This window comes from Arthrobacter sp. 7Tela_A1 (assembly GCF_049311065.1).
Lineage (GTDB): Bacteria > Actinomycetota > Actinomycetes > Actinomycetales > Micrococcaceae > Arthrobacter_B.
In genome coordinates this window covers 27,867-48,305 of sequence record NZ_JAXIOO010000002.1, presented here as the reverse complement: position 1 = coordinate 48,305, position 20,439 = coordinate 27,867, and the positions used below count along the sequence as shown (strand labels likewise).

The 20,439-nt window shown below is 63.8% G+C and carries 21 protein-coding genes and 1 tRNA gene; 10 read left to right on the top strand and 12 right to left on the bottom strand.

The genetic code is table 11. From position 1 onward, the window contains the following. Positions 1-82: 82 nt before the first annotated feature. The 4 genes from TVB01_RS01135 to TVB01_RS01120 all read right to left on the bottom strand — a co-directional run bounded on the left by TVB01_RS01135 (position 83) and on the right by TVB01_RS01120 (position 4,367). Complete coding sequence (locus tag TVB01_RS01135) at positions 83-985, bottom strand: LysR family transcriptional regulator (protein ID WP_422453455.1); 903 nt, start codon at positions 983-985, stop codon at positions 83-85. A gap of 17 nt (positions 986-1,002) precedes the next feature. Next, entirely contained in the window at positions 1,003-2,769 is a 1,767-nt protein-coding gene (locus TVB01_RS01130; RefSeq protein ID WP_422453453.1) for an FAD-dependent oxidoreductase, read from the bottom strand. Between the two features lie 150 nt (positions 2,770-2,919). Further along, complete coding sequence (dcd, locus tag TVB01_RS01125) at positions 2,920-3,495, bottom strand: dCTP deaminase (RefSeq protein ID WP_227894005.1); 576 nt, start codon at positions 3,493-3,495, stop codon at positions 2,920-2,922. A 20-nt stretch (positions 3,496-3,515) separates the two neighbouring features. Further along, positions 3,516-4,367 (bottom strand): tryptophan 2,3-dioxygenase, encoded by an 852-nt coding sequence (locus TVB01_RS01120; protein WP_422453452.1) that lies wholly within the window; start codon positions 4,365-4,367, stop codon positions 3,516-3,518. 99 nt (positions 4,368-4,466) lie between these two features. Here TVB01_RS01120 and TVB01_RS01115 point away from each other — a divergent pair, with 99 nt between their 5' ends. From TVB01_RS01115 to TVB01_RS01070, 10 genes are all read left to right on the top strand, one after another. Then, positions 4,467-4,976 carry an SseB family protein gene (locus tag TVB01_RS01115; protein ID WP_422453450.1) on the top strand — a complete coding sequence of 170 codons (510 nt, stop codon included), beginning with the start codon at positions 4,467-4,469 and terminating at the stop codon, positions 4,974-4,976. Between the two features lie 241 nt (positions 4,977-5,217). Then, positions 5,218-6,243 carry a M4 family metallopeptidase gene (locus TVB01_RS01110; protein WP_422453448.1) on the top strand — a complete coding sequence of 342 codons (1,026 nt, stop codon included), beginning with the start codon at positions 5,218-5,220 and terminating at the stop codon, positions 6,241-6,243. Next, a complete protein-coding gene (locus TVB01_RS01105) occupies positions 6,240-6,509 on the top strand; it encodes a protealysin inhibitor emfourin (RefSeq protein ID WP_422453446.1) in 270 nt (89 codons plus the stop codon). Before TVB01_RS01110 ends, TVB01_RS01105 begins: the two co-directional genes overlap by 4 nt. 109 nt (positions 6,510-6,618) lie before the next feature. Further along, positions 6,619-6,692, top strand: a tRNA-Gly gene (locus TVB01_RS01100). A 48-nt stretch (positions 6,693-6,740) separates the two neighbouring features. Continuing rightward, positions 6,741-7,160: an aspartate 1-decarboxylase gene (gene panD / locus TVB01_RS01095; RefSeq protein ID WP_422453444.1), complete on the top strand. Its 420-nt coding sequence runs from the start codon at positions 6,741-6,743 to the stop codon at positions 7,158-7,160. Positions 7,161-7,377: 217 nt separating this feature from the next. Beyond that, positions 7,378-8,700, top strand: coding sequence for an extracellular solute-binding protein (locus tag TVB01_RS01090; RefSeq protein WP_422453442.1), 1,323 nt, complete (start codon positions 7,378-7,380; stop codon positions 8,698-8,700). Further along, a complete protein-coding gene (locus TVB01_RS01085) occupies positions 8,697-9,659 on the top strand; it encodes a carbohydrate ABC transporter permease (RefSeq protein WP_422453440.1) in 963 nt (320 codons plus the stop codon). Before TVB01_RS01090 ends, TVB01_RS01085 begins: the two co-directional genes overlap by 4 nt. Beyond that, entirely contained in the window at positions 9,660-10,502 is an 843-nt protein-coding gene (locus TVB01_RS01080) for a carbohydrate ABC transporter permease (RefSeq protein WP_422453439.1), read from the top strand. 37 nt (positions 10,503-10,539) lie between these two features. Next, entirely contained in the window at positions 10,540-11,814 is a 1,275-nt protein-coding gene (locus TVB01_RS01075; protein ID WP_422453600.1) for an ABC transporter ATP-binding protein, read from the top strand. 79 nt (positions 11,815-11,893) lie between these two features. After that, entirely contained in the window at positions 11,894-12,877 is a 984-nt protein-coding gene (locus TVB01_RS01070; protein WP_422453437.1) for a hypothetical protein, read from the top strand. Between the two features lie 93 nt (positions 12,878-12,970). Here TVB01_RS01070 and TVB01_RS01065 read toward each other — a convergent pair whose 3' ends face one another. From TVB01_RS01065 to TVB01_RS01030, 8 genes are all read right to left on the bottom strand, one after another. Then, on the bottom strand, positions 12,971-14,881 hold the full coding sequence (locus TVB01_RS01065) for an NHL domain-containing thioredoxin family protein (RefSeq protein ID WP_422453435.1): 1,911 nt from the start codon (positions 14,879-14,881) through the stop codon (positions 12,971-12,973). Beyond that, positions 14,882-17,002, bottom strand: coding sequence for a cytochrome c oxidase assembly protein (locus TVB01_RS01060; protein WP_422453433.1), 2,121 nt, complete (start codon positions 17,000-17,002; stop codon positions 14,882-14,884). Positions 17,003-17,124: 122 nt separating this feature from the next. Further along, on the bottom strand, positions 17,125-17,409 hold the full coding sequence (locus TVB01_RS01055; protein ID WP_227893995.1) for an HU family DNA-binding protein: 285 nt from the start codon (positions 17,407-17,409) through the stop codon (positions 17,125-17,127). A 236-nt stretch (positions 17,410-17,645) separates the two neighbouring features. Beyond that, complete coding sequence (gene rpsN / locus TVB01_RS01050; RefSeq protein ID WP_055239038.1) at positions 17,646-17,951, bottom strand: 30S ribosomal protein S14; 306 nt, start codon at positions 17,949-17,951, stop codon at positions 17,646-17,648. Between the two features lie 2 nt (positions 17,952-17,953). Continuing rightward, positions 17,954-18,121, bottom strand: coding sequence for a 50S ribosomal protein L33 (gene rpmG / locus TVB01_RS01045; protein ID WP_013602737.1), 168 nt, complete (start codon positions 18,119-18,121; stop codon positions 17,954-17,956). Continuing rightward, positions 18,121-18,357 (bottom strand): 50S ribosomal protein L28, encoded by a 237-nt coding sequence (gene rpmB / locus TVB01_RS01040; protein WP_055239037.1) that lies wholly within the window; start codon positions 18,355-18,357, stop codon positions 18,121-18,123. The genes rpmG and rpmB overlap by 1 nt, the downstream gene beginning before the upstream one ends. A gap of 367 nt (positions 18,358-18,724) precedes the next feature. After that, positions 18,725-19,867: a glucose-1-phosphate adenylyltransferase family protein gene (locus TVB01_RS01035; protein WP_422453431.1), complete on the bottom strand. Its 1,143-nt coding sequence runs from the start codon at positions 19,865-19,867 to the stop codon at positions 18,725-18,727. Beyond that, positions 19,868-20,374, bottom strand: a complete 507-nt coding sequence (locus TVB01_RS01030) for a MarR family winged helix-turn-helix transcriptional regulator (RefSeq protein ID WP_422453429.1) — start codon at positions 20,372-20,374, stop codon at positions 19,868-19,870. It lies immediately after the preceding gene. Between the last annotated feature and the right edge of the window lie 65 nt (positions 20,375-20,439).

Here is a 20,439-nt window from a genome sequence, read left to right as displayed (position 1 = left end):
CCCATCGGAGGAACATCATCCAGTGTGATCCACCACACTTATTATGTCTACGACCTAATTACACATAGACTATGTAGCTGTTTTACATGATTTGAACGGGGGTCGGCAGCACAGTTTCACTGAGCTCCAGGACAGCATCACGTGCCTTGGAACCCGGACGTATAGACCAGGCAAGCCCGTGATTCATGTACTGCGGTTTGCCCGCCAAAGGAACGTAGACTGCACCCGGCGGGAGCATGGAAGCTACCCCCTCCGTCAGCACCGCCACGCCGATTCCGGCCGCCACTAGCATCATGACCATGTACGGATCCGTGATGGCCTGCCCCACTTTGGGATAGAAGCCCGCCTCTGAACAGGCGCGCATCGTTCCCTCATACAGGACCGATCCGGCACTGCGTGGAGGAAGGATGAAGGACTCGTCAGCGAGCGCCGCCAGGTCCACGGCATCCATGCCTGCCATCCGATGCCCCTCGGGCAGGACCACTCCGAACGGTTCCTGCGCGAGCAGGCGGGCGTTGATGCGCGAGGAATCCACCGGCAGGCCGACGAAGGCCAGGTCCAGTGAGCCCGATTCCAGCTGCTGGACCGCATCCTGGGTCATCACCCGGCCTACCAGCGTCAATGCGATTTCCGGATATGCCTGCTGCACCGCGCGCGCCAGCGGCGGCAAGGAGAAATGGTTCAGGACCCCGGTGAATCCCAGGGTGAGGTTTCCGTAAACCTGGCCTCGGGGCAGCTTGACGGCCTTGGCAGCGACGTCCAGCTGCCCCAGGACCTCACGGGCGTAGGGCAGCAGGGCATGGCCCGGGGCGGTGAGTTCCACCGAGCGGGTGCTGCGGTGAAACAGCTCAACACCCAGCGAACGTTCGAGCTTGCGGATGGTCTGGCTGAGCGGCGACTGCGCCATGCGCAGCCGGGCTGCCGCATTGCCGAAGTGGAGTTCCTCTGCGACGGCTACGAATGCTTCCAGCCAACGGATTTCCACGAATACTCAACCTAACGCTAGACGGCCCCGGATTCCTTCACCCTACCCAGTGATTCTTCCTCCGCGACCGCATGGCGGGCAGCTGCCCATCCGAACGTCAGGGCGGAACCAACCTGCACTCCGGCGCCGGGGTACTCCGAACCCATCACCGAGGCTGCATCATTTCCGACGGCGTAGAGACCGGGCACCGGGTACCCCTCGGCATCAACGGCCTGCCCGTTGCCGTCCGTAAGGATCCCGTAGGCAGTGGCGAGCGGCGTCGGCACCACTGCCATCGCATAGAACGGGGGCCGCTCGACGGGGCCGATGTTCGGGTTGGGTCCGTGCCCGGGATCCCCCGCCGCCCTGCCAAAAGCCAGTTCGCCCTTATGGAATTCTTCGTCGACGCCGGTCGCCGCGAAACCGTTGTACCTCTGGACGGTCGCTTCAAGGCCGGCCGGGTCGACGCCGATCTGTCGGGCAAGGCCGGCGAGGGTCTCGGCTTCATACAGGTACCCGTCCTTCACGTACCTCTTCAGCGCGGCCCGGGGCAGATGGGGCATCGTAATCATGCCCAGTCCATACTTGGCGAGGGTCCGTGAATCCACCACCAGCCAGGCGGGAATGGCAGCGCTTCCGGAAGAAGCAAACATCGCCCGCACAAACCGGTGATAGGAGCAGGACTCGTCCGTAAACCGCCTGCCGTCGGCTCCCACGGCAATCACCCCCGGCTTGGCACGGTCCCAGATATGCGGGAAGACCACCCTGGAACCATCGGCCCTGCGGCCGATCGAACTGGGGAACCACAGCGCGTTTTCCCCGTTGTCACGGCCAAGTGCGGCCCCGGCCGCCTCTGCCAGGGACAGGGTGTCTCCGGTGGCTCCTTCCCCGGCCCGCGAGTACTGCGGGGTTGGTTCGGGCATCAACTCAGCACGCATCCGTGTGTTGTGGGCAAAACCGCCGGCCGCAAGCACCACCCCGCGGCGTGCCCGGATCCGGAGGGTCCTGCCTTCGTGCGTTACACGAGCGCCCGCGGCACGGCCGTCGTGGATGATCAGCTCACCGGTGTGCGCACCGAACCGGAATTCCGCCCCCCGCCGCCGCGATTCATAAAACAGCCTGGCCACGAGGCCGTTGCCCATCACCAGCCGGGTGCCCCGGGGACGCGTGACGCGGTCCAGTGCCCACCTGGCACCCAGCCTGGCTGCCAGGCCGACTGCTTTGGCCCGCTCTGCCGGTGAACCGTTAAAGAGCTTGAGCAGGGCGGCGACCTCTGCCCGCCGGAGCATGAGCGTTCCACCCATGAGGGCGAATTCCGGCACCGGTGGACGGACGCGCCGAAAATCAGACTTATCCAGCAGGCGGCCGTCGAAGGGATCCGGCTCAAGCGCACGCCCTGTAGCACCTGCCTCGGGCAGCTCGGAATGGTAGTCCACTACCGCCGGCGAATGCCGGAAGGTCACGCCGAGCTTCTGAAACTCCTCCAGCATCCGGGGCGCCGCCTCCAGATAGGCCAGCCAGCCGCCCCGGGGAGCCTTATCGCCGACGACGGCATCCAGGTAGCGCGCAGCGCGCTCGTGGTCATCATGAATCCCCAGCTGCCGCTGAAACCGGTTGTTCGGCACCCAGCAGGTCCCGGCGGAGTACGCGGTGGTGCCGCCCAGGTACTCAGTTTTTTCAAGGACCAGAACTGATGCACCCTCGGCTGCTGCGGTCAGCGCCGCAGACAAACCGCCCGCCCCGGCCCCCAAGATCAGGAGGTCGAATTCCTGGTCCCATTGTTCTGCTGAGGTGGACGGTTCCATGGTTCTCCTTCGAGCACGCCGCAGCGTGCGTCGCCTGCGCTCTGTCGTCCCAGTATGAGCTCCAAACCATGTAGCGTCCATGACTAATTCAGTCATGGATTATGTGCAGGATTAGAACAATGGGGAGGCGGAGTTCCGGCGCACTGCCCGCTAGATGCTGGTGCGGTGGAAGTTCAGATGGCTGCGCGACGCCGTCGGGCCCCGCTGTCCCTGGTAGCGGTTGCCGTAGGCGCCCGTTCCGTAGGCATACTCGGCGGGCGAGGTGAGCTTGAAGAAGCAGAGCTGGCCGATCTTCGACCCGGGCCAGAGCTTGATCGGCAGGGTCGCCATGTTCGACAGTTCGAGGGTCACGTGGCCGGAAAAGCCCGGGTCGATGAAGCCGGCCGTGGAGTGCGTCAGCAGTCCGAGCCGCCCCAGTGAGGACTTGCCCTCCAGCCGTGCCGCGACGTCGTCGGGCAGCGTGACGGATTCGTACGTGGATCCCAGCACGAACTCACCCGGGTGCAGGATGAACGGCTCATCGGGTGCCACTTCCACCAGGCGGGTCAGGTCCGGCTGGTCGAGGGACGGATCAATGTGCGCGTACTTGTGGTTGTCGAACAGCCGGAAGTACCGGTCAATCCGCACATCCACGCTGGAAGGCTGGACCATTGCGGGGTCGTAAGGGTCCAGGACGATCCGCTCGTCAGCAATTTCGGCTCGAATGTCGCGGTCAGATATCAGCACCTTCTAAAAATAGCGCATCGTCAGCGCTGTCCGATTTCGGTCCGGACGGCGTAAAGCTCAGGGAAAAACGTGAGGTCCAGGGCACGTTTCAGGAACCCCGCACCCGAGGAGCCGCCGGTCCCGCGTTTCATTCCGATGGTGCGCTGCACGGTGAGCAGGTGCCGGAAGCGCCAGAGCTGGAAATTGTCCTCCAAGTCAACGAGTTCCTCACAGGCCTCGTAGATGTCCCAGTTCTCAGCGGGATTCTCATAGACGTGCCGGAAGACCTGCATCAGGGATTCGTCGAAGACATGCGCCTGGGTGATGTCCCGCTCGAGGAGTTCCGGTGCAAGGGTGTAACCCATCCGGTGAAGGGCGCGGATGAACTCGTCGTAAATGCTGGTCTGCCCAAGCAGCTCCTCCAGCAGCGCCTGCGCCTGCGGATCCGCCGCAAAAACCTCGATCATGCCGGCGTTCTTGTTTCCCAGCAGAAACTCGACGGCGCGGTACTGATAGGACTGGAAACCGGAGGACGCGCCAAGATCGCCGCGGAATTCCGCGTATTCCGACGGCGTCAGGGTGGCCAGGACGGACCACTGTTCGGTCAGCGAGCGCTGGATGTGCTTGATCCGGGCGATGCCCTTCATGGCTGCACGAAGGTCGTCCGCCATGAGGCGGGCCCGGACGGCCCGCAGCTCGTGCAGCACCAGCTTCAGCCACAGCTCCGAGGTCTGGTGCTGGATGATGAAGAGCATTTCGTCGTGGTGTTCCGGCTTGCTGACCGGATGCTGGGCCGCGAGCAGGTCCCCGAGCCCCAAATAGGAGCCGTAACTCATCTTCTGGCTGAAGTCCCGTTCAATTTCCGGTTCCAGGTCGCGGGTGTTCTTGTCCATGGCTTCACGGTAGCTTCAGGCTCCCGTGATCGGCTTCTGCGCCACGGCAGGGCTGTGGAAGACTGGCCGTTTATGCAACCGACCATCCAAGGAGGCCCCATGGATCACGAAGCCAATAACGAATCCACCGAACCGACCGAAGCTGCCGGCAGCACGCCGGAAGCCGGCGGCCCCGGAGCGTCAGGCGCGCTGGAACCCTCCACCGGCCTGGAACAGGCTATCCAGGAGGGCCAGGAGGGCAAGATCAGCAACCAGGACGTTATTACGGCGATCTGGAACTCCGACCTGCTGAGCGTCGGACGACTGACGGTCGAAGACGACCCCGCCAGCTTCCAGGCACTCGTCCTCCAGTCTCCCGAAGGAGCTGCACCGGTGGCCGCAACGTTTACGGATGCGCAGCGCATCCCGCAGCGTATCCGGGACACCGCCCCCATCATGGTCAAAGCCTCCGGGGAAGCCACCCTCCGCAGCATCGCCCCCGGGTACGGACTGGCCATCAACCCCGGCAACTCGCTGGGCCTGGAGCTCGGGCCGGAAGGCGTGGAGGCCGTTGTCGCAGCCTTCGGCGGCCAGGCTCGTCCCGAAGCCGGGGAAACCGCAGCCGAATAACACACCAAACCGGCAAAACCGCAGATTTCGGGTGCTTTTTGTTTCCTTATGGACAAGCATCAGCGGTTTTGCCGGTACTGCCTTGCAGTGTCGGTAGCGGCGTCTAGTCTGGGGAAACTCACTACAGATGGAGGGCTGTAAGGTGACCCGCACAGTAGATCCACTCAGAGATTCCGCCAGTCATGCCCACGGGCATGTCCACCGCCATGTTCAACAGAGTTCAGCTGGACGCTGCTCCATAGTGCCGCCCTACCTGCTTTCGCGCATTGCGGAGCGGCCGGACCGGGTGGCCGGGGCCGCCGTGGCCGCACGCCGGACCCTGCTTGAATTTGATGCAGTCGCTGAAGCCGGCCAGCTGGGCCGCTCCGCCCCCGCACCCGGTTCAGGTACCGCAGTCACGCCCAAGCTGCGCCGCACGGTCTTCGACGCACAGCAGCGTCAGGACCTTCCCGGGGTCCCGGTCAGGGCGGAGGGTGCTCCGCCCACGTCAGACCCGGCGGCCGATGAAGCCTACGACGGGCTGGGAGCGACGTATGCACTCTTCAATGATGTCTTCGGCCGCTCCTCGCTTGACGGGGCCGGGCAGCCGCTCCAGGCCACCGTGCACTACGGGATCGATTACGACAATGCCTTCTGGAACGGCGCACAGATTGTCCTGGGCGACGGCGACGGAGAGGTCTTCGAACGGTTCAGCAAATCGCTGACGGTCATCGGCCACGAGCTGTCCCACGGGATCATCCAGTACACGGCCCGGCTCATTTACCAAGGACAGGCCGGGGCCCTGAATGAATCGGTCTCGGATGTTTTTGGCGCCTTGACGGAGCAGTACTTCCTGGGCCAGACGGCGTCCGAAGCGTCCTGGATTATCGGCGGGGGGCTGTTCACTCCCGAGGTCAACGGACGCGGACTGCGTTCCATGTCCGAGCCGGGATCCGCCTACGACGACGACGTGCTCGGCAAGGATCCGCAGCCCGCCGACATGACCGGATATGTGGAGACCACGTCCGACAACGGCGGCGTGCACCTGAATTCGGGCATCCCGAACCGGGCATTCCACCTCACGGCAGCCAGGCTTGGCGGCTTTGCCTGGGAACGGGCAGGCCAGATCTGGTACGACACGATTACCGAGCCGAATTTTCCGGCAGACTGCACCTTCAGCCTTTTTGCTGCAGCCACCATCACGGCCGCGGAAAAGCGGTACGGAGCCGGAGCCGAGGAAAGTTCTGCTGTGCAGGCAGCATGGCGAGAGGTTAATGTCATGGTATGAGACTGGTTGTGGTGCGTACGGGCGGGCTTGCTGGCATGCGGCGTACCTGGAGCAGCGAGGTGAGTTCCGAGGAAGCCGAGGAACGCTGGCTTCCCCTGCTGCAGGACCCGCCCGAGTCCCGCGCGTCCGGCAACGACCGGTTCACCTACGAAATCAGTGTCGGCCAAAAGGCAGTCACCATTCCCGAACAGTCCCTCCAGGGGAGCTGGCGGGAACTGGTCGACCGCGCCCAGGAGGGATCCTCCCGCCAGGCCCGCCGGGCCTAGGCCAACCGTCCGCGGTGTTACTGCCTCCGCGGTCACCATGAACGCCGGTTGCACCCGTGGTGCAGAAGGCATGTAAAGTAGTTTCCTGTGCCGGTTCTCCACCGGCCACGCGGGCGTAGCTCAATGGTAGAGCGCTAGCTTCCCAAGCTCGATACGCGGGTTCGATTCCCGTCGCCCGCTCCACTGCAGCCGCTTTCCGGCCGCTGGCCGGGGCGTACACTTGGACACGCTATGAACCGCAAAATGTTTAAGTCCAAGATCCACCGCGCCACCGTCACCCATTCGAATCTCCATTACGTCGGTTCCGTCACCGTGGACCTGGACCTTCTGGAAGCCGCCGACATTCTTCCCGGCGAACTCGTTTCAATCGTCGATGTGAACAATGGTTCCCGGCTGGAGACCTACACCATCGCCGGCGAACGCGGTTCAGGTGTCATTGGCATCAATGGCGCGGCTGCCCACCTCGTCGACGTCGGTGATCTGGTCATCCTCATTACGTATGCCGACATGACCACCGAGGAAGCGCTTTCCTACACCCCTGCCGTCGTGCACGTTGACGAGGCGAACCACATCCTCAAACTCGGCACAGACCCGGCAGAGGCAATGACCGCCGGAACCGCCCGGCCTCCGCTGTCTGTTCCCGCACTCTAGCGGCCCTTCCACACACCCCTCCCCGGGGGTTTCTGACGCTCCCCGTCTCGAAAAAACAAGGCCCCCTTTCGCCCTCACTAGTCGTTCTGCCGGTTTCGCTGCCAAGAGTGGCGCAATACGCGCCAAGGGCTTAGGGTCGATCGAAAGGTTGCTGAGCTTTCAGCCTTTGGCGGAAATCACTCTGTCCGTGCCTACGACGAGGTGGAGGCATACACCAATGCCAAGAGACGCAAGACTTCCCGGCAGGGCCCGCAGGAAGAAGTTTGCAGCTGCAGGGTTCGCCGCTGCTGTGGCCGCCACCGTGCTGGCCGGCTGCAGTTCCGACGCCGGGGCCACACCAACCTTGACCTGGTACATCAACCCTGACGACGGTGGACAGGCGGAGCTTGCCAAGCGGTGCACTGATGCCGCCGATGGCAAGTACACCATCGAAACGTCCCTGCTCCCCAACGATGCTGCCTCACAGCGCGAACAGCTCGCTCGACGCCTGGCTGCCGGTGACACCAGCATGGACATCATGAGCCTGGACCCGCCAAACGTCCCGGAATACGCCGAGCCGGGCTACCTCGCTCCCATACCTGACGATGTCCGCGAACGCACCACGGCAAACGTTGTGGAAGGCGCCCTCGCCGGCGCGACGTGGAATGACGAAGTGGTCGCGGTGCCGTTCTGGGCCAACACGCAGATCCTCTGGTACCGCAAGTCCGTGGCCGAAGCTGCCGGACTGGATATGAGCCAGCCCGTGACATGGGACCAGCTGATCGAGGCGGTCAGCAGCCAGGACAAGTACCTGAGCGTGCAGGGCGCCCGCGCCGAGTCGATGACTGTGTGGGTGAACGCACTGGTCGAATCCGCCGGCGGGCAAATCGTGGAAAATCCGGACGCCCCGGCGGACGAAATCCAGATGGGCCTGGACTCGGAGGCCGGGACACAGGCGGCCGAGATCGTGTCCACCATCGGCAAGGAAGGACTCGGCGGCCCCGGACTTCCGACCCAGACCGAGAACTTCTCAATGATCCAGTTCCAGGGGGACAAGGGCGCGTTCATGGTGAACTACCCCTTCGTCTGGCCTGCAACCAATGCCGCTGTCGAGGAAGGAACACTGCCGGCAAACCTGATTGATGACATTGGCTGGGCGCTTTACCCCCAGGTCAACGCCGGAGAGGACACTGCGCCCCCGCTGGGCGGCATTGATCTCGGTGTAGGTTCCAAGAGCAAGCACCCGGACCTGGCCTTCGAGGCCATCGAGTGCATCGTCAGCCCCGAGAACCAGGCGTTCTACTTCGCCAGCAATGGCAATCCGCCGTCGAACCCTGACGCCTACAACGATCCCGAGGTCATTGACACGTTCCCCATGGCGGGAACCATCCGCGAGTCGCTGGAACTGTCGAAACCACGCCCGCAGACTCCGTACTACAACGAAATCTCCACCGGCATCCAGCAAACCTGGACGCCGCCGCAGGATGTCAATCCGGAGACCACCCCGGAAACGAGCCAGCAGTTCATTCTTGAGGTCCTGAAGGGAGAGAGGCTGCTATGAGTACGTCTGTCGAGACACGTGCCTCCGCCGGCGGCAGTCCCAAACCCCGCAAGACCCGGCTCAGCGACCGTGCCAGGGCCGAACGCAGGCTGGGCTTCTGGCTTGCGGGCCCTGCGTTCATCATCATGCTGGCCGTCACGGCGTACCCAATTCTCCTGGCCCTCTGGGATTCGCTGTTCAAGTACCGGCTCACCGCACCGGACGACCGGGAATTTGTCTTCTTCGGCAACTACGTCACCATCCTCACCGACGAAGTCTTCTGGCGGGACCTGGGCGTAACTCTCCTCATTACCGTTGTCACGGTCGTCATCGAACTGGTCCTCGGCTTCGCCCTCGCCATGGTGATGAACAGTGCATTGAAAGCGGTCCGGGGCTGGCTCCGAACCGCAATCCTGGTTCCCTACGGCATCATCACCGTAGTCTCCGCCTTCGCCTGGTTCTACGCTTTCGACATCAACTCCGGCTACGTGAACCACTGGTTCGACTGGGTACCCGGAATTAGCCCCGACCTGAACTGGTTTGCCGATTTCGGCACCGCCATCACGGTGATCATGGCTTCCGAAATCTGGAAGACGACGCCGTTCATCTCGCTGCTGCTGCTGGCCGGCCTGGCACAGGTGCCTGGTGAGCTGACCGAGGCAGCCGAAGTCGACGGTGCCACCTGGTGGCAGCGCTTCAGCAGGGTGATCGTGCCGAACATGAAGGCGGCCATCATGGTGGCAGTCCTGTTCCGCGCACTGGATGCTTTCCGTATTTTCGACAACGTGTACATCATGACCAGAGGCGCCTACGGCACGGAGACACTGTCGCTGCTGGCGTACCGGACATCCATCACCCGGCTCGAGATCGGAATGGGCTCAGCCATCTCCGTGCTGCTCTTCCTCTGCGTGATCCTCATATGTTTCATAGCAATCAAACTCTTCAAGGTGGACCTGACCGGCGCACGAGGGGGCAATTAAATGAAGTCGTCACCGATACGCAGGCGCGTCACATGGACCATCATTTCCATCGTCGTGATCGTTTATGCACTGTTTCCGGTCGCTTCAATTTTCGCGACATCGTTCAAGCTTCCCAGTGACCTGACCTCGGGGTCATTCCTCCCCACGAACTGGTCCACGGTGAATTACGAACAGATCCTGGTCGGAGACGCCCAGGAGCTCTTCCTCTCCGCCCTCCGCAACTCAATTGGGATCTCGCTGATCGCCACGTTCATTGCCGTCGTACTGGCCACACTGTGTGCGTACGCGATCGCCCGGCTCGATTTCCCGGGCAAGCGGCTGGTGCTGACGACTGCGCTCGGCGTCTCGATCTTCCCGGTTATTTCGATCGTGACCCCGCTGTTCAACCTCTGGCGGAACATCGGCCTGTACGATACCTGGGCCGGTCTGATCATCCCCTACCTGTCCCTGACCCTTCCGATCTCCATCTGGACCCTTGCTGCGTTCTTCCGGCAGATCCCTTGGGAATTGGAGCAGGCTGCGCAGGTGGACGGAGCCACCACCTGGCAGGCCTTCAGGAAAGCAATCGTCCCGCTCGCCGCTCCCGGCGTCTTCACGACGGCGATCATCGCCTTCTTCATCGCGTGGAACGACTTCGTCTACGGCATTTCCCTGACCTCGACCTCGGCTGCCCGTCCCGTGCCGGCAGCCCTGGCCTTCTTTACCGGAGCATCCCAGTTCGAAGCGCCGACTGGAGCAATTTCCGCAGCCGCGATCATTGTGACCATCCCGGTCGTTGTACTTGTACTGCTGTTCCAGCGACAGATCGTTTCCGGACTAACCCAGGGCGCCGTCAAGGGCTAGCCCCCAGACGCACGGTACTAGAAAAGGAGCCATGAGCATGGCATCGATTACGCTCAAGAACCTCGTCAAGAAGTACGGCGACGGTTTCCCCGCCGTCAATGACGTCAGCCTGGACATCGCGGACGGGGAGTTCATCATCCTCGTTGGTCCCTCCGGCTGCGGCAAGTCGACGCTGCTGCGGATGATTGTTGGCCTGGAGGACATCACCTCCGGCGACCTGCTGATCAATGGTGAGCGCGTCAACGACAAGGCACCCAGGGACCGGAACCTGGCCATGGTGTTCCAGAACTATGCCCTGTACCCGCACCTTACGGTCTTCGAGAATATCGCCTTCCCGCTGCGCCTGAACAAGGGCAAGTACTCCGATGAGGAAGTCCGCAGGCTCGTGAATGAGGCTGCGTCCACCTTGGAACTCACTGAACACCTCGACCGCAAACCCGGCAACCTGTCCGGCGGCCAGCGCCAGCGCGTCGCGATGGGCCGGGCCATCGTCCGCCAGGCTGACGCCTTCCTGTTCGATGAGCCGCTGTCCAACCTGGATGCCAAGCTCCGCGGACAAATGCGTTCCGAGATTTCCCAGATGCAGCGCAGGCTGGGCGTCACAAGCGTCTACGTCACGCACGACCAGACGGAGGCCATGACCCTCGGAGACAGGGTCGCCGTCTTGAAGAAGGGCATCCTTCAGCAGGTCGCCTCCCCGCGGGAACTCTACGAGCAGCCGGTTAACCTGTTTGTCGCCGGCTTCATCGGATCGCCTTCCATGAACTTCCTCCCGGCGACCTTCAAGGAAGGCAACATCCTTGAAACTGCTGTCGGCGATATCCGCATTCCCGAAGACAAGGCGGCCAAGGCTGCAGGCAAGAAAGTCGTCCTGGTGGGGATTCGGCCGGAGTTCTTCGAAGACGCCTCTTTGGTTGAAGGAGACAAGAAGGCCCACGGCTCTACGTTCACGGCACCCATCACGCACACCGAGTGGCTGGGCAACGAACAATACGGGTACATCCACTTTGACCCGACCCCGGAGGTCCGCGAACTGCTGGACAACCTGGCCAGGGACATGGACGCCGACGAGCTGCGGCCGCAGGTGGTTGTCACCCTCGACGCGGCCAGCCGGATCCGTGGCGGACGGGACGCCGAACTGTGGCTGGATACCCGGCGAATCCACCTGTTCGACCCCGAAACCGGCGAGAACCTCACCCGTGATCCGGAAGCGGGTGCGGAGTTGACTGAAGAAGCCAACGAACGGCGTGCCGAGGAGATTGCCATGGCTCATGAGGACCAGCAGGAGGCCGCCGCGACCACGTCTGAGTAGCAGGATGCGGGTGCCCCCCGAGGATCACGGGCGCACCCGCCGGATCGGACAGCACGCCTACTGCGGGTAACGTAAGAGCGTGCAGGGAACATCACCGGTAATCAAAGCCGTCGCCACGTGGCTGACGGCCCTCATGCTTACGATCGCGGCCGCCGTCGTCGTCATTTGGCTTGTCAACGCCAAGGTTTACGGCCCAAGCAAGCAGGTGGAGGACTACCTGCAGGCACTGCAGGAGGGCGATGGAGCCCGCGCGCTGGGCCTGCTGAACGCGGAAGTCCCTGAGGCGAATGCAGCGCTCCTGGGTGGAGAGGCCCTGCGTGCCTCCACGGACGGGCTGGAAGTGCTGGAGATCACCGAGGCCGACACAACGGTGGATGACCGCAAGAACGTCGAGGTGGCATACCGCCTGGATGGCATCGAGGAGCGGTCGGCTTTTGAGCTGGAGAAGACCGGGAGCCGGTGGCTGTTCTTCGACCAGTGGAGTTTCCGCCCCGATTCGCTGCCCAGCGTCAGGATCACGGCGGCCAACCAGAACGAGGCAGTCCTCAACGGCATCCCCGTGCTCCTGCCGGAGGGCACCAACACCTTCGCTGCCTTCTACCCGTCGCGCGTTGCCGCGTCGTTTAGCAGCGGTTACTTCGAGGCTCCTGAGCAAAGCGGCGTCCTGGCCACTGCGTCAGGGTCACTGGACCTGACGCTCCAGAGCCGGGCCACCCCCGAACTGGTCGACGCCGTCGACGCTCGGGTACGCGAGTTCCTGGACAACTGCGCCGGCGAGCAAAACCGGCTGGCGCCACCGGGCTGCCCCTTCTACCACCTCACCGACAACCGGGTGGAACCGCCTATCACGTGGGAAATCGTTGAGTACCCGACAGTGGAGATCTCGCCCGCGGAGGGTCACTGGGGCCTGGCACCCCTGAACGGGACGGCCCGCGTCACGGCAACCCAGACCGATCTTTTCTCCGGGGCCCAAAGTCCCTTGGTGGAGGAGAAGGAGTTCTCCTTCGGAGCCCGGCTGTCCGTCACCGACGGCGGCATCAGCCTCACCGCCGTGATCGAATAGGCCCCCTCCCCCGACCATCCAGATGGCAGAAACTGCCCGTATCAGTGCTGATACGGGCAGTTTCTGTTATCTGGATGAAGGGCGGCCGGCTGCCTAGTCGAGGCCGCGAAGGTCCAGCGTCAGTTCTGTCTCGCCGCCCGGCTGCATAATGACCGGGATTCCCCAGTCCTGCTGGTACAGGTGGCAGGCGGCATGGTCGGGGATCTCTCCCCCGGGTTCGCCGTCGCACGCCGCGGCACGGGCAGTAATGTGCAGGACGCCTTCGGAAACCGTGTCCGAGAGCACCAGCTCACGGACCAGCCCGACAGCCGTTCCGCCACCGGATACCAGAAGCTCTTCGGGTGAGGAAGAGATCTTCAACTGCGTGGGGTCTCCCCAGCGGTCGTCGAGCTTCTGTCCCTTCGGAGCGGAGAACCTGATGGTGAGTTCCAGCGGCCCGGCAGCGATGGCTGTCTTGGGGCGCTGGGTCTGGCGGGCCCCTTCATCCACGGACTGTGCTTCCTTGGGGATGGGCAGGCGGATGAGCTGGTGCTGGTTAGCCTCTACAACGATCAGGAGCGGCTCGCCGGCGGTTGAGTCGATAAGGACACCGGAAGGTTCCGCCAGACCGCGTGCGAGCGTCGAGACGGCTTGCGACGCCGGATCGTAGCGCCGCACTGCTCCGTTGTAGGTGTCGGCGATTGCCACGGAACCGTCGGGAAGGACTGCCACCCCCAGGGGGTGCTGCAGCCGTGCCTCGGGGGCAGCACCGTCGCGGTAGCCGAAATCGAACAGCCCGGCGCCTACGGCGGTCTCCACCGTGACCACCGGGGTGTCCCCGGAAACGTCGAAGGAGAGCTTACGCAGGGCTGAGGTCTCGGAATCAGCCACCCAGATGTTTCCCCCTGCGTCCTGCGCCAAGCCCGAAGACTGTGCGAACCAGGCTGAGTCCGCGTCGCCGTCGAGCAGCCCTTCCAGCCCGGTTCCGGCGAGGATGGAGAGCGCGCCCGTCGCCGGGTCGAAACCGAAGATCTGGTGGGTGCCGGCCATAGCAACGACAGCCTGGCCCAACGCGGTGGACCACAGGACATCCCACGGCGAGGACAGCGAAGTGCCCAGCGGATCGGTACCGAGATCCGTGGAAACGGGTGCGGATTGATTCTCGGCGTCGAGCAGGCGCTGCACGCCGTTGCCGGCCAGGGTCGTGACGGCACCGGTGGCGAGGTTGACGCCGCGCAGCCTGTGGTTGACGGTATCCGCCACGATGACGTCGTACTCCAAAGTCTCAGCAACCGCTGCCGGGAGTACGGCCAAGCCCTGCGGTTCGTTGAAGCGCGCAGTCCCGGCGTCGCCGTCGCGCCAGCCCTTGGTACCGTCACCGATCACGCGGCGGACGGTGGCGAGGTCGGCTTCAAGTTCAACGAGCCTGTGGTGGCCGGTATCCGCCACCAGGAACGTTCCCTCGGGCAGGGCGACTGCCTTGCCGGGGAAACGGAGGTCTCCCGACGTCGCCTCTGCGGGCACGTACGGTCCGTCGCCGCGGTGCAGCGTGCCCTTCTCCTCGTGCTCGGCGACCAGTTCGGCGACAAGCGACTCAAGGCCGGCAGCATGGCCCTCCCCGGACAGGTGCGCGACGATGTAGCCCTCAGGGTCGATGACGACCAGCGTCGGCCAGGCACGCGCCGTGTAGGCCTGCCAGGTGTCCAGCTCCGGGTCGTCCAGCACCGGGTGGTGGATCTCGTAGCGTTCGACGGCGGCCGCCAGCGCAACCGGATCGGCTTCGTGCTCGAACTTGGGTGAGTGCACCCCGACCGTCACCAGGACGTCGGAGTACTTGGCTTCAAGCGGGCGCAGCTCGTCCAGGACGTGCAGGCAGTTGATGCAGCAGAAGGTCCAGAAATCCAGCAGCACAATCTTGCCCCGGAGATCTTCGAGACCCAGCTGCCTGCCACCCGTGTTCAACCAGTTGCGGCCTACAAGCTCGGAGGCCCGGACGCGGTATCCGGCGCGCACCGTTTCAGTCATCTAACGTTCTCCTTGGTCTGACTTTGCATCGCGTTCGGCCAGCTGGGCGAACATATTGTTGTAAGCCGTAAGTTCAGCATCATTATTCCGCTCGGCCGCACGGTCTTTGCGTTTTGTTTCACGTGCATCCGTCCGTGACCACTGCAGGGCCACGCCGATGGCCACCAGGACGGTGGGAATCTCGCCGATGCCCCACATGATGGAGCCGCCCAGCTGCTGGTCCTCCAGTGCGCTGAGACCCCAGTCCCGGCCCATGTTCCCGAAGTAGGAAGCCTGGATGAGGGACGTCTGCCCCATCACCGCGACACCAAAGAAGGCATGGAACGCCATGGTGGCCAGCAGGATGACCAGCCGCAGCGGGTAGGGCGCCCGGGTGGGAAGCGGATCGATGCCAATCATGGTCAGGATGAAGATGTAGCCGGTGAGCAGGAAGTGCAGCACCATCAGTTCGTGGCCCACATGCTCGCGCAGGGCGAAACCGAACAGGTCGGAGTAATAGAAGATCACGATCGAACCGGCGAAGTTCACCGCCGCAAAGATCGGGTTCGTGATGATCTTCGAATAGCGCGAGTGCACGCCGATCAGGATCCATTCGCGCAGGCCCCGGCTCCCGTCCCCGCGCGGGGTGAGCGCCTTGAGCGCGAGCGTCAGCGGCGCACCCAGCACCAGGAAAAGCGGCACCACCATGGTCAGGGCCATGTGTCCGAGCATGTGGGTGGAGAACAGCACCATGCCGTAGACGGCCGGCGCTCCGGAGGTCACGTAGGTGAGAGCGATCAGGCCCACGAACCAGGACAGTGTCCGGACAATCGGCCATTTGTCGCCGCGCCGCCGCAGCTTCCGCAGCCCCAGGATGTAGGCGGCGCCGATGGTCACAACGATGGCAACCCACAGCCAGTCGAAGCGCCATTCCGTGAGGTAGCGCTCGGGGGTCAGCTCCGGAGGGAGGTCGTAGCCGGTGAGGATCCGGGCGGGAGAGGCGTTTGGCGGCAGCTCTTCGGGCCGCGGCGGAGCGGTGCGGGCCAGGGCTGCGGCCACACCGGAAATTGCCGCCATGATGAGCAGCTCCACCCCGATGAACTGCCACAGGACCCGCTTGGCTCCCAGTGGTGCGGGCGAGGGGGCAGCGCTCTTACTGCCGGGCGCAGAGAGCCGGGGAATGAGCCACCGGCGGTGGAGGACTCCGAAGATGCCCAGCACCAGCGTGGCAGCGATCTTGAAGAGGACCAGCGCACCCCAGCGGGAGTTCAGCTGGTCCAGGGACGTGATGCGCAGCGAAGCATTCACGACGCCGGACGCCGCTACGAGCACGAACCCGAACCCGGCAAGGGCGGAGAACCGCCTCAGCACCGTTTCGGTGATGTCGCCCAGGTTCTTGGAGATCACGGCCAGGACGATGATGCCGCCGATCCACAGGCACACGCCGAGCAGGTGGAGGCCGATGGAGTTCACAGCCGCGCTGTGGTCGTCGCCTCCGGCTGCGTGGCCGACGAGCGCCATGGGCAGCAGCCCGCCGACGGCCAGCGCCGTCGTCAGCGCCAGTCCGGTCAGGGAGCGTACACCAAACGTCAGCGTGGTGACGACTGCGGCAATAATGCTCACCGCCAGCCAGGCCCGGCCGGTGGAGAAATCAGTGAGGAACGATGCGAGCCCCTCCGTGTACGAAGGTGCGGGGCTGAGCGGAAGGCCGGAGACGTCTGAGTAGGTGAACAGCATCACCGCGATGGCGGCCAGGGTCCACACTGCCGCGGCGGCGGATGCGAGGGACAGTGCCTGGGTGAAGGCAGGGTGTTCGGGGCGTGTCTCCCGCTCCCCTTTGCCGCGCCGCGCGCCGGTGTGCTTGGGCAGGATAAAGACTGCAAACACGAGGGAACCGATGACGGCGGCCACCGCCCCGTTTTGAACGGCCTTTGCGATCGGAAGCCCCCAGCGGGTCAGCGCGCCGGGATCGGAGAGCTGGGAGGCTGCGGCTGCACCGGTGAAAAGCAGGGCGACGCCGAGCGCCAGGATCATGACAGCGATGCCGGCAGCTACCCAACCGCTGCGAACCGCAGTTCCCGTTCCGTCCGCGGCGGAGGAGCGGTCCGGCAGGGTGTTCTGGGGCTTGGCAGAGTTTGGCACGCTACCTATTCTCTACCCGCTGCAAATAATGGGCCAACTTGCGCTCCGCCCTGGCCTTCCCGGCGCAGACAAACGGAGGACCGGTGCCATTGGCACCGGCCCTCCGTTGAAATGCGAAAATACTACTTCTTGGCGACAGCAGCCTTCAGCTTCGAGCCTGCGGTCAGCTTGACGCTGTGGCCGGCCGGGATCTGCAGGGTTTCGCCGGTCTGCGGGTTGCGGCCCTGGCGAGCGGCGCGGTCGGTGCGCTCAACAGCGAGCCAGCCCGGGATGGTGATCTTCTCGCCGTTGGCAACGGAAGTGGCGAAGATGTCGAAGACAGCATCGAGCACGCCGTTGACGGCGGTCTGGCTGTTGCCGGACTTCTCTGCGACTGCGGCAACAAGTTCACTGCGGTTCATAGCCAATTTATGTCCTCCTGGACTCTGGTGTTTAGCGCGAGCGGTTCACGGATGCGTAACCGCCTCTGTTCGAAAACTTACCAGCTACGGCACGCTTCGAAGGGAGAAAACCGCGGGTTTTCGGGGTTTTTTCGGGATTTTCGGCCAGAAGGGCAACTTTGAGGGGCTCATTTGGCCCGGCAAACGCAAAAAGGGCGGCAACCGGGAAGGTTGCCCCCCTTTTCAGGCGTGGAAAGCAGTGCTTACCAGCTGGACTTCTTGATGCCGGGCAGTTCGCCGGCGTGAGCCATGTCGCGGAAACGCACGCGGGAGATACCGAACTTCTGGAGGGTACCCCGGGGGCGGCCGTCGATCTGGTCGCGGTTGCGCAGGCGGACCGGGGAAGCGTTGCGGGGCAGCTTCTGCAGGCCGAGGCGTGCAGCTTCCCGTGCTTCGTCGGTCGCGTTGGGATCAACCAGGGTCTTCTTCAGTTCGAGGCGCTTGGCAGCGTAGCGCTCAACAACAACCTTGCGCTGCTCGTTGCGGGCAATCTTGGACTTCTTTGCCATTCTTAGCGCTCCTCACGGAATTCGACGTGCTGGCGGATCTTCGGGTCGTACTTCTTCAGGACCATGCGGTCCGGGTCGTTACGACGGTTCTTGCGGGTCACGTAGGTGTACCCGGTGCCGGCGGTCGACTTGAGCTTGATGATCGGACGGACGTCCTTATCCTTAGCCACTAGAGCTTCACACCCTTCGCGAGGAGTTCGGTGACGACTGCGTCAATGCCGCGGACGTCGATCGTCTTGATGCCGCGGGCCGAAACCTGCAGCGTCACGTTGCGGCGCAGGGACGGAACCCAGTAGCGCTTCTTCTGAATATTCGGGTCGAACCGGCGCTTGTTGCGACGGTGCGAGTGCGAAATGCTGTGACCAAAGCCGGGAACAGCTCCGGTTACCTGGCAGTAAGCTGCCATGATCTCTCCTCCAGTTGTAGTAAATATGACGGTCCTCAAAAAACAAGCACCAGGCGATGCCGCCATGGCACCTGCATTAAAGAGCGTCCCGCCACCAGTTTTGACACCGTTATTACTGCGACTTTCCGGAGGTTGACCTGGCGGGGTGAGATCCAGCCGAAGTGCCTCGCCGCGGGGAAGACGGTGAAGTTCAGGAAGCCAAAACGGTAATCCGCTGTGACAGCCTTCAATTCTAGGTTTATACGGGCGGCCACGCAAATGCCCTGCACCGCACCCCGGAGGGGCAGAACAGATCAGAGGCGTGACTTAACGCCTTCCTATCCTAGACGTTTCGAGCCCCTGATCCAAACCGGGGCAGCGGCCATCCTCAGTCCGAGGGCTTCTCCAGCGCACCTGCCGAGGTGACGACGGCGATCCCCGTCTCCTGGTCCTCTTCGGCTCCGTCCAAATCGGTGGCGCCGCCAATGACGGCCCCCGAATCCACGACCATGTTCCGCAGCCGGGCACCGCTGCTGACGTGCACACCGTCGAGCAGGACGCACCCGTGGATCTCGGCACCGGCCTCAATTTGGCAGTCCGGCCCCACGACCGACCGGGATACTCTGCCTTCGACTCGTGAGCCGGGGGCCAGGAGACTGGTCTCGACGCTGGCCGCGGCACCGACGAAGGCGGGAAGCCTGCGGGGAGTCGCGGTGAGGATCGGCCATTCCGGATCATCGAAGACCATCCCGTGCCCGTCCAGCAGGTCCATGTGGGCCTGGTGATAGCTTTGCGGCGTTCCCATGTCCCGCCAGTACCCGGGCAGCCGGTGCTCAACGACCTTTTGTGTTTCCACCAGGTACGGGAGCAGCTGGTCTCCGTAATCCTCCAGCTGACCGTCCCGTTCGACCAGCTCATCGAGGCTGCGCAGCAGCACGTCGGCGTCGTAGAGAAAGATCTCTGCCGCGATCAGGTCGCTCTGGGGATTCTCCGGCTTGTACTCGAAGCCGGTGACGATGCCGCCGCTGGTTTCCACCACACCGTGTTCAGAGGCGTCATGGCGGATTTGGTGCGTCACCACGGTCAGGGCAGCATCCGCCTCGCTGTGGGTGGCGACGACGTCCCGGTAGTCCAGCCGGTAGAGATGGTCGGCACTCAGCACCAGGACAAGGTCCGGGTCATACTCCCGGATGTAGTCCGCCTGGCGGTAGAGGGCGTCGGCGTTGCCCTCCGCGAAACCTTCGCCGTTCGAGCCCTGGTACGGGGGCAGCACCCGCATCCCTCCGTTGGTCCGGTCCAGGTCCCACGGCCTGCCGCTGACCAGATGGTCATTCAGCGACTTGGGTTCGTACTGTTCCACGATCCAGACATCGGGAAACCCGGAATTGTGCAGGTTGGAGAGCGGGATGTCGATCAGCCGGTAGGAACCGCCGACAGGCATGGCGGGCTTGGCCCGGGTCTCGGTGAGGCTGCCGAGCCGGCCGCCGGAACCTCCGGCGAGGATGATGGTCAGTATGCGGGGCTGGCGCATTCAGGCTCCTTCGGTCGGGGCGCCCGGACGGGCCGAGGCGGGGTCGAGCAGGGTCAGGATTTTATTGCCGATCCGGGCGAGGTCGGCTACGTCTTGGTCGTCCAAGGCATCGAAAACGGCTTTCCGGACGGATTCCACATGCCCAGGCGCCAGGTCCACCAGGGCGGCCATGCCTTCGTCGGTGATCGCCGCCGTCGTGACCCGTGCGTCCGTGGTTGACGGGGACCGGCGCATCCAGCCCCGCTGTTCCAGTTTTTTCACCACGTGCGAGAGCCGCGAGAGCGAGGCATTCGAAAAGGCTGCCAGCTCGCTCATGGCCAACTGCCGATCCGGAGACTCCGAGGTCATGGCGAGCACGTGGTAGTCGAACAGGGTGATCCGCGCCCGGCGGAAGAGGTCCGCGTCAAGGGTTCCGGGCAGTCGGGTGGCGACAGCGTAGAGCGCCAGCCATGCCTGCCGCTCTTCGGGACTGAGCCAGCGGGCGGGAACGGACTGCGGTTCGGTCATGGGCGCCATTCTCTCACGATGCTTGAGCCTTCAAGCCAGTCCTCCGGGAAGGACAGCTGCGGCTC

What these genes read in the sequence shown, in the direction of transcription:
- TVB01_RS01130 (WP_422453453.1), bottom strand. Translation starts at nt 2,769, where the DNA reads ATGGAACCGTCCACCTCAGCAGAACAATGGGACCAGGAATTCGACCTC.
- TVB01_RS01120 (WP_422453452.1), bottom strand. Translation starts at nt 4,367, where the DNA reads ATGGACAAGAACACCCGCGACCTGGAACCGGAAATTGAACGGGACTTC.
- TVB01_RS01115 (WP_422453450.1), top strand. Translation starts at nt 4,467, where the DNA reads ATGGATCACGAAGCCAATAACGAATCCACCGAACCGACCGAAGCTGCC.
- TVB01_RS01105 (WP_422453446.1), top strand. Translation starts at nt 6,240, where the DNA reads ATGAGACTGGTTGTGGTGCGTACGGGCGGGCTTGCTGGCATGCGGCGT.
- panD (WP_422453444.1), top strand. Translation starts at nt 6,741, where the DNA reads ATGAACCGCAAAATGTTTAAGTCCAAGATCCACCGCGCCACCGTCACC.
- TVB01_RS01090 (WP_422453442.1), top strand. Translation starts at nt 7,378, where the DNA reads ATGCCAAGAGACGCAAGACTTCCCGGCAGGGCCCGCAGGAAGAAGTTT.
- TVB01_RS01085 (WP_422453440.1), top strand. Translation starts at nt 8,697, where the DNA reads ATGAGTACGTCTGTCGAGACACGTGCCTCCGCCGGCGGCAGTCCCAAA.
- TVB01_RS01080 (WP_422453439.1), top strand. Translation starts at nt 9,660, where the DNA reads ATGAAGTCGTCACCGATACGCAGGCGCGTCACATGGACCATCATTTCC.
- TVB01_RS01075 (WP_422453600.1), top strand. Translation starts at nt 10,540, where the DNA reads ATGGCATCGATTACGCTCAAGAACCTCGTCAAGAAGTACGGCGACGGT.
- TVB01_RS01065 (WP_422453435.1), bottom strand. Translation starts at nt 14,881, where the DNA reads ATGACTGAAACGGTGCGCGCCGGATACCGCGTCCGGGCCTCCGAGCTT.
- rpsN (WP_055239038.1), bottom strand. Translation starts at nt 17,951, where the DNA reads ATGGCAAAGAAGTCCAAGATTGCCCGCAACGAGCAGCGCAAGGTTGTT.
- rpmB (WP_055239037.1), bottom strand. Translation starts at nt 18,357, where the DNA reads ATGGCAGCTTACTGCCAGGTAACCGGAGCTGTTCCCGGCTTTGGTCAC.
- TVB01_RS01035 (WP_422453431.1), bottom strand. Translation starts at nt 19,867, where the DNA reads ATGCGCCAGCCCCGCATACTGACCATCATCCTCGCCGGAGGTTCCGGC.
- TVB01_RS01030 (WP_422453429.1), bottom strand. Translation starts at nt 20,374, where the DNA reads ATGACCGAACCGCAGTCCGTTCCCGCCCGCTGGCTCAGTCCCGAAGAG.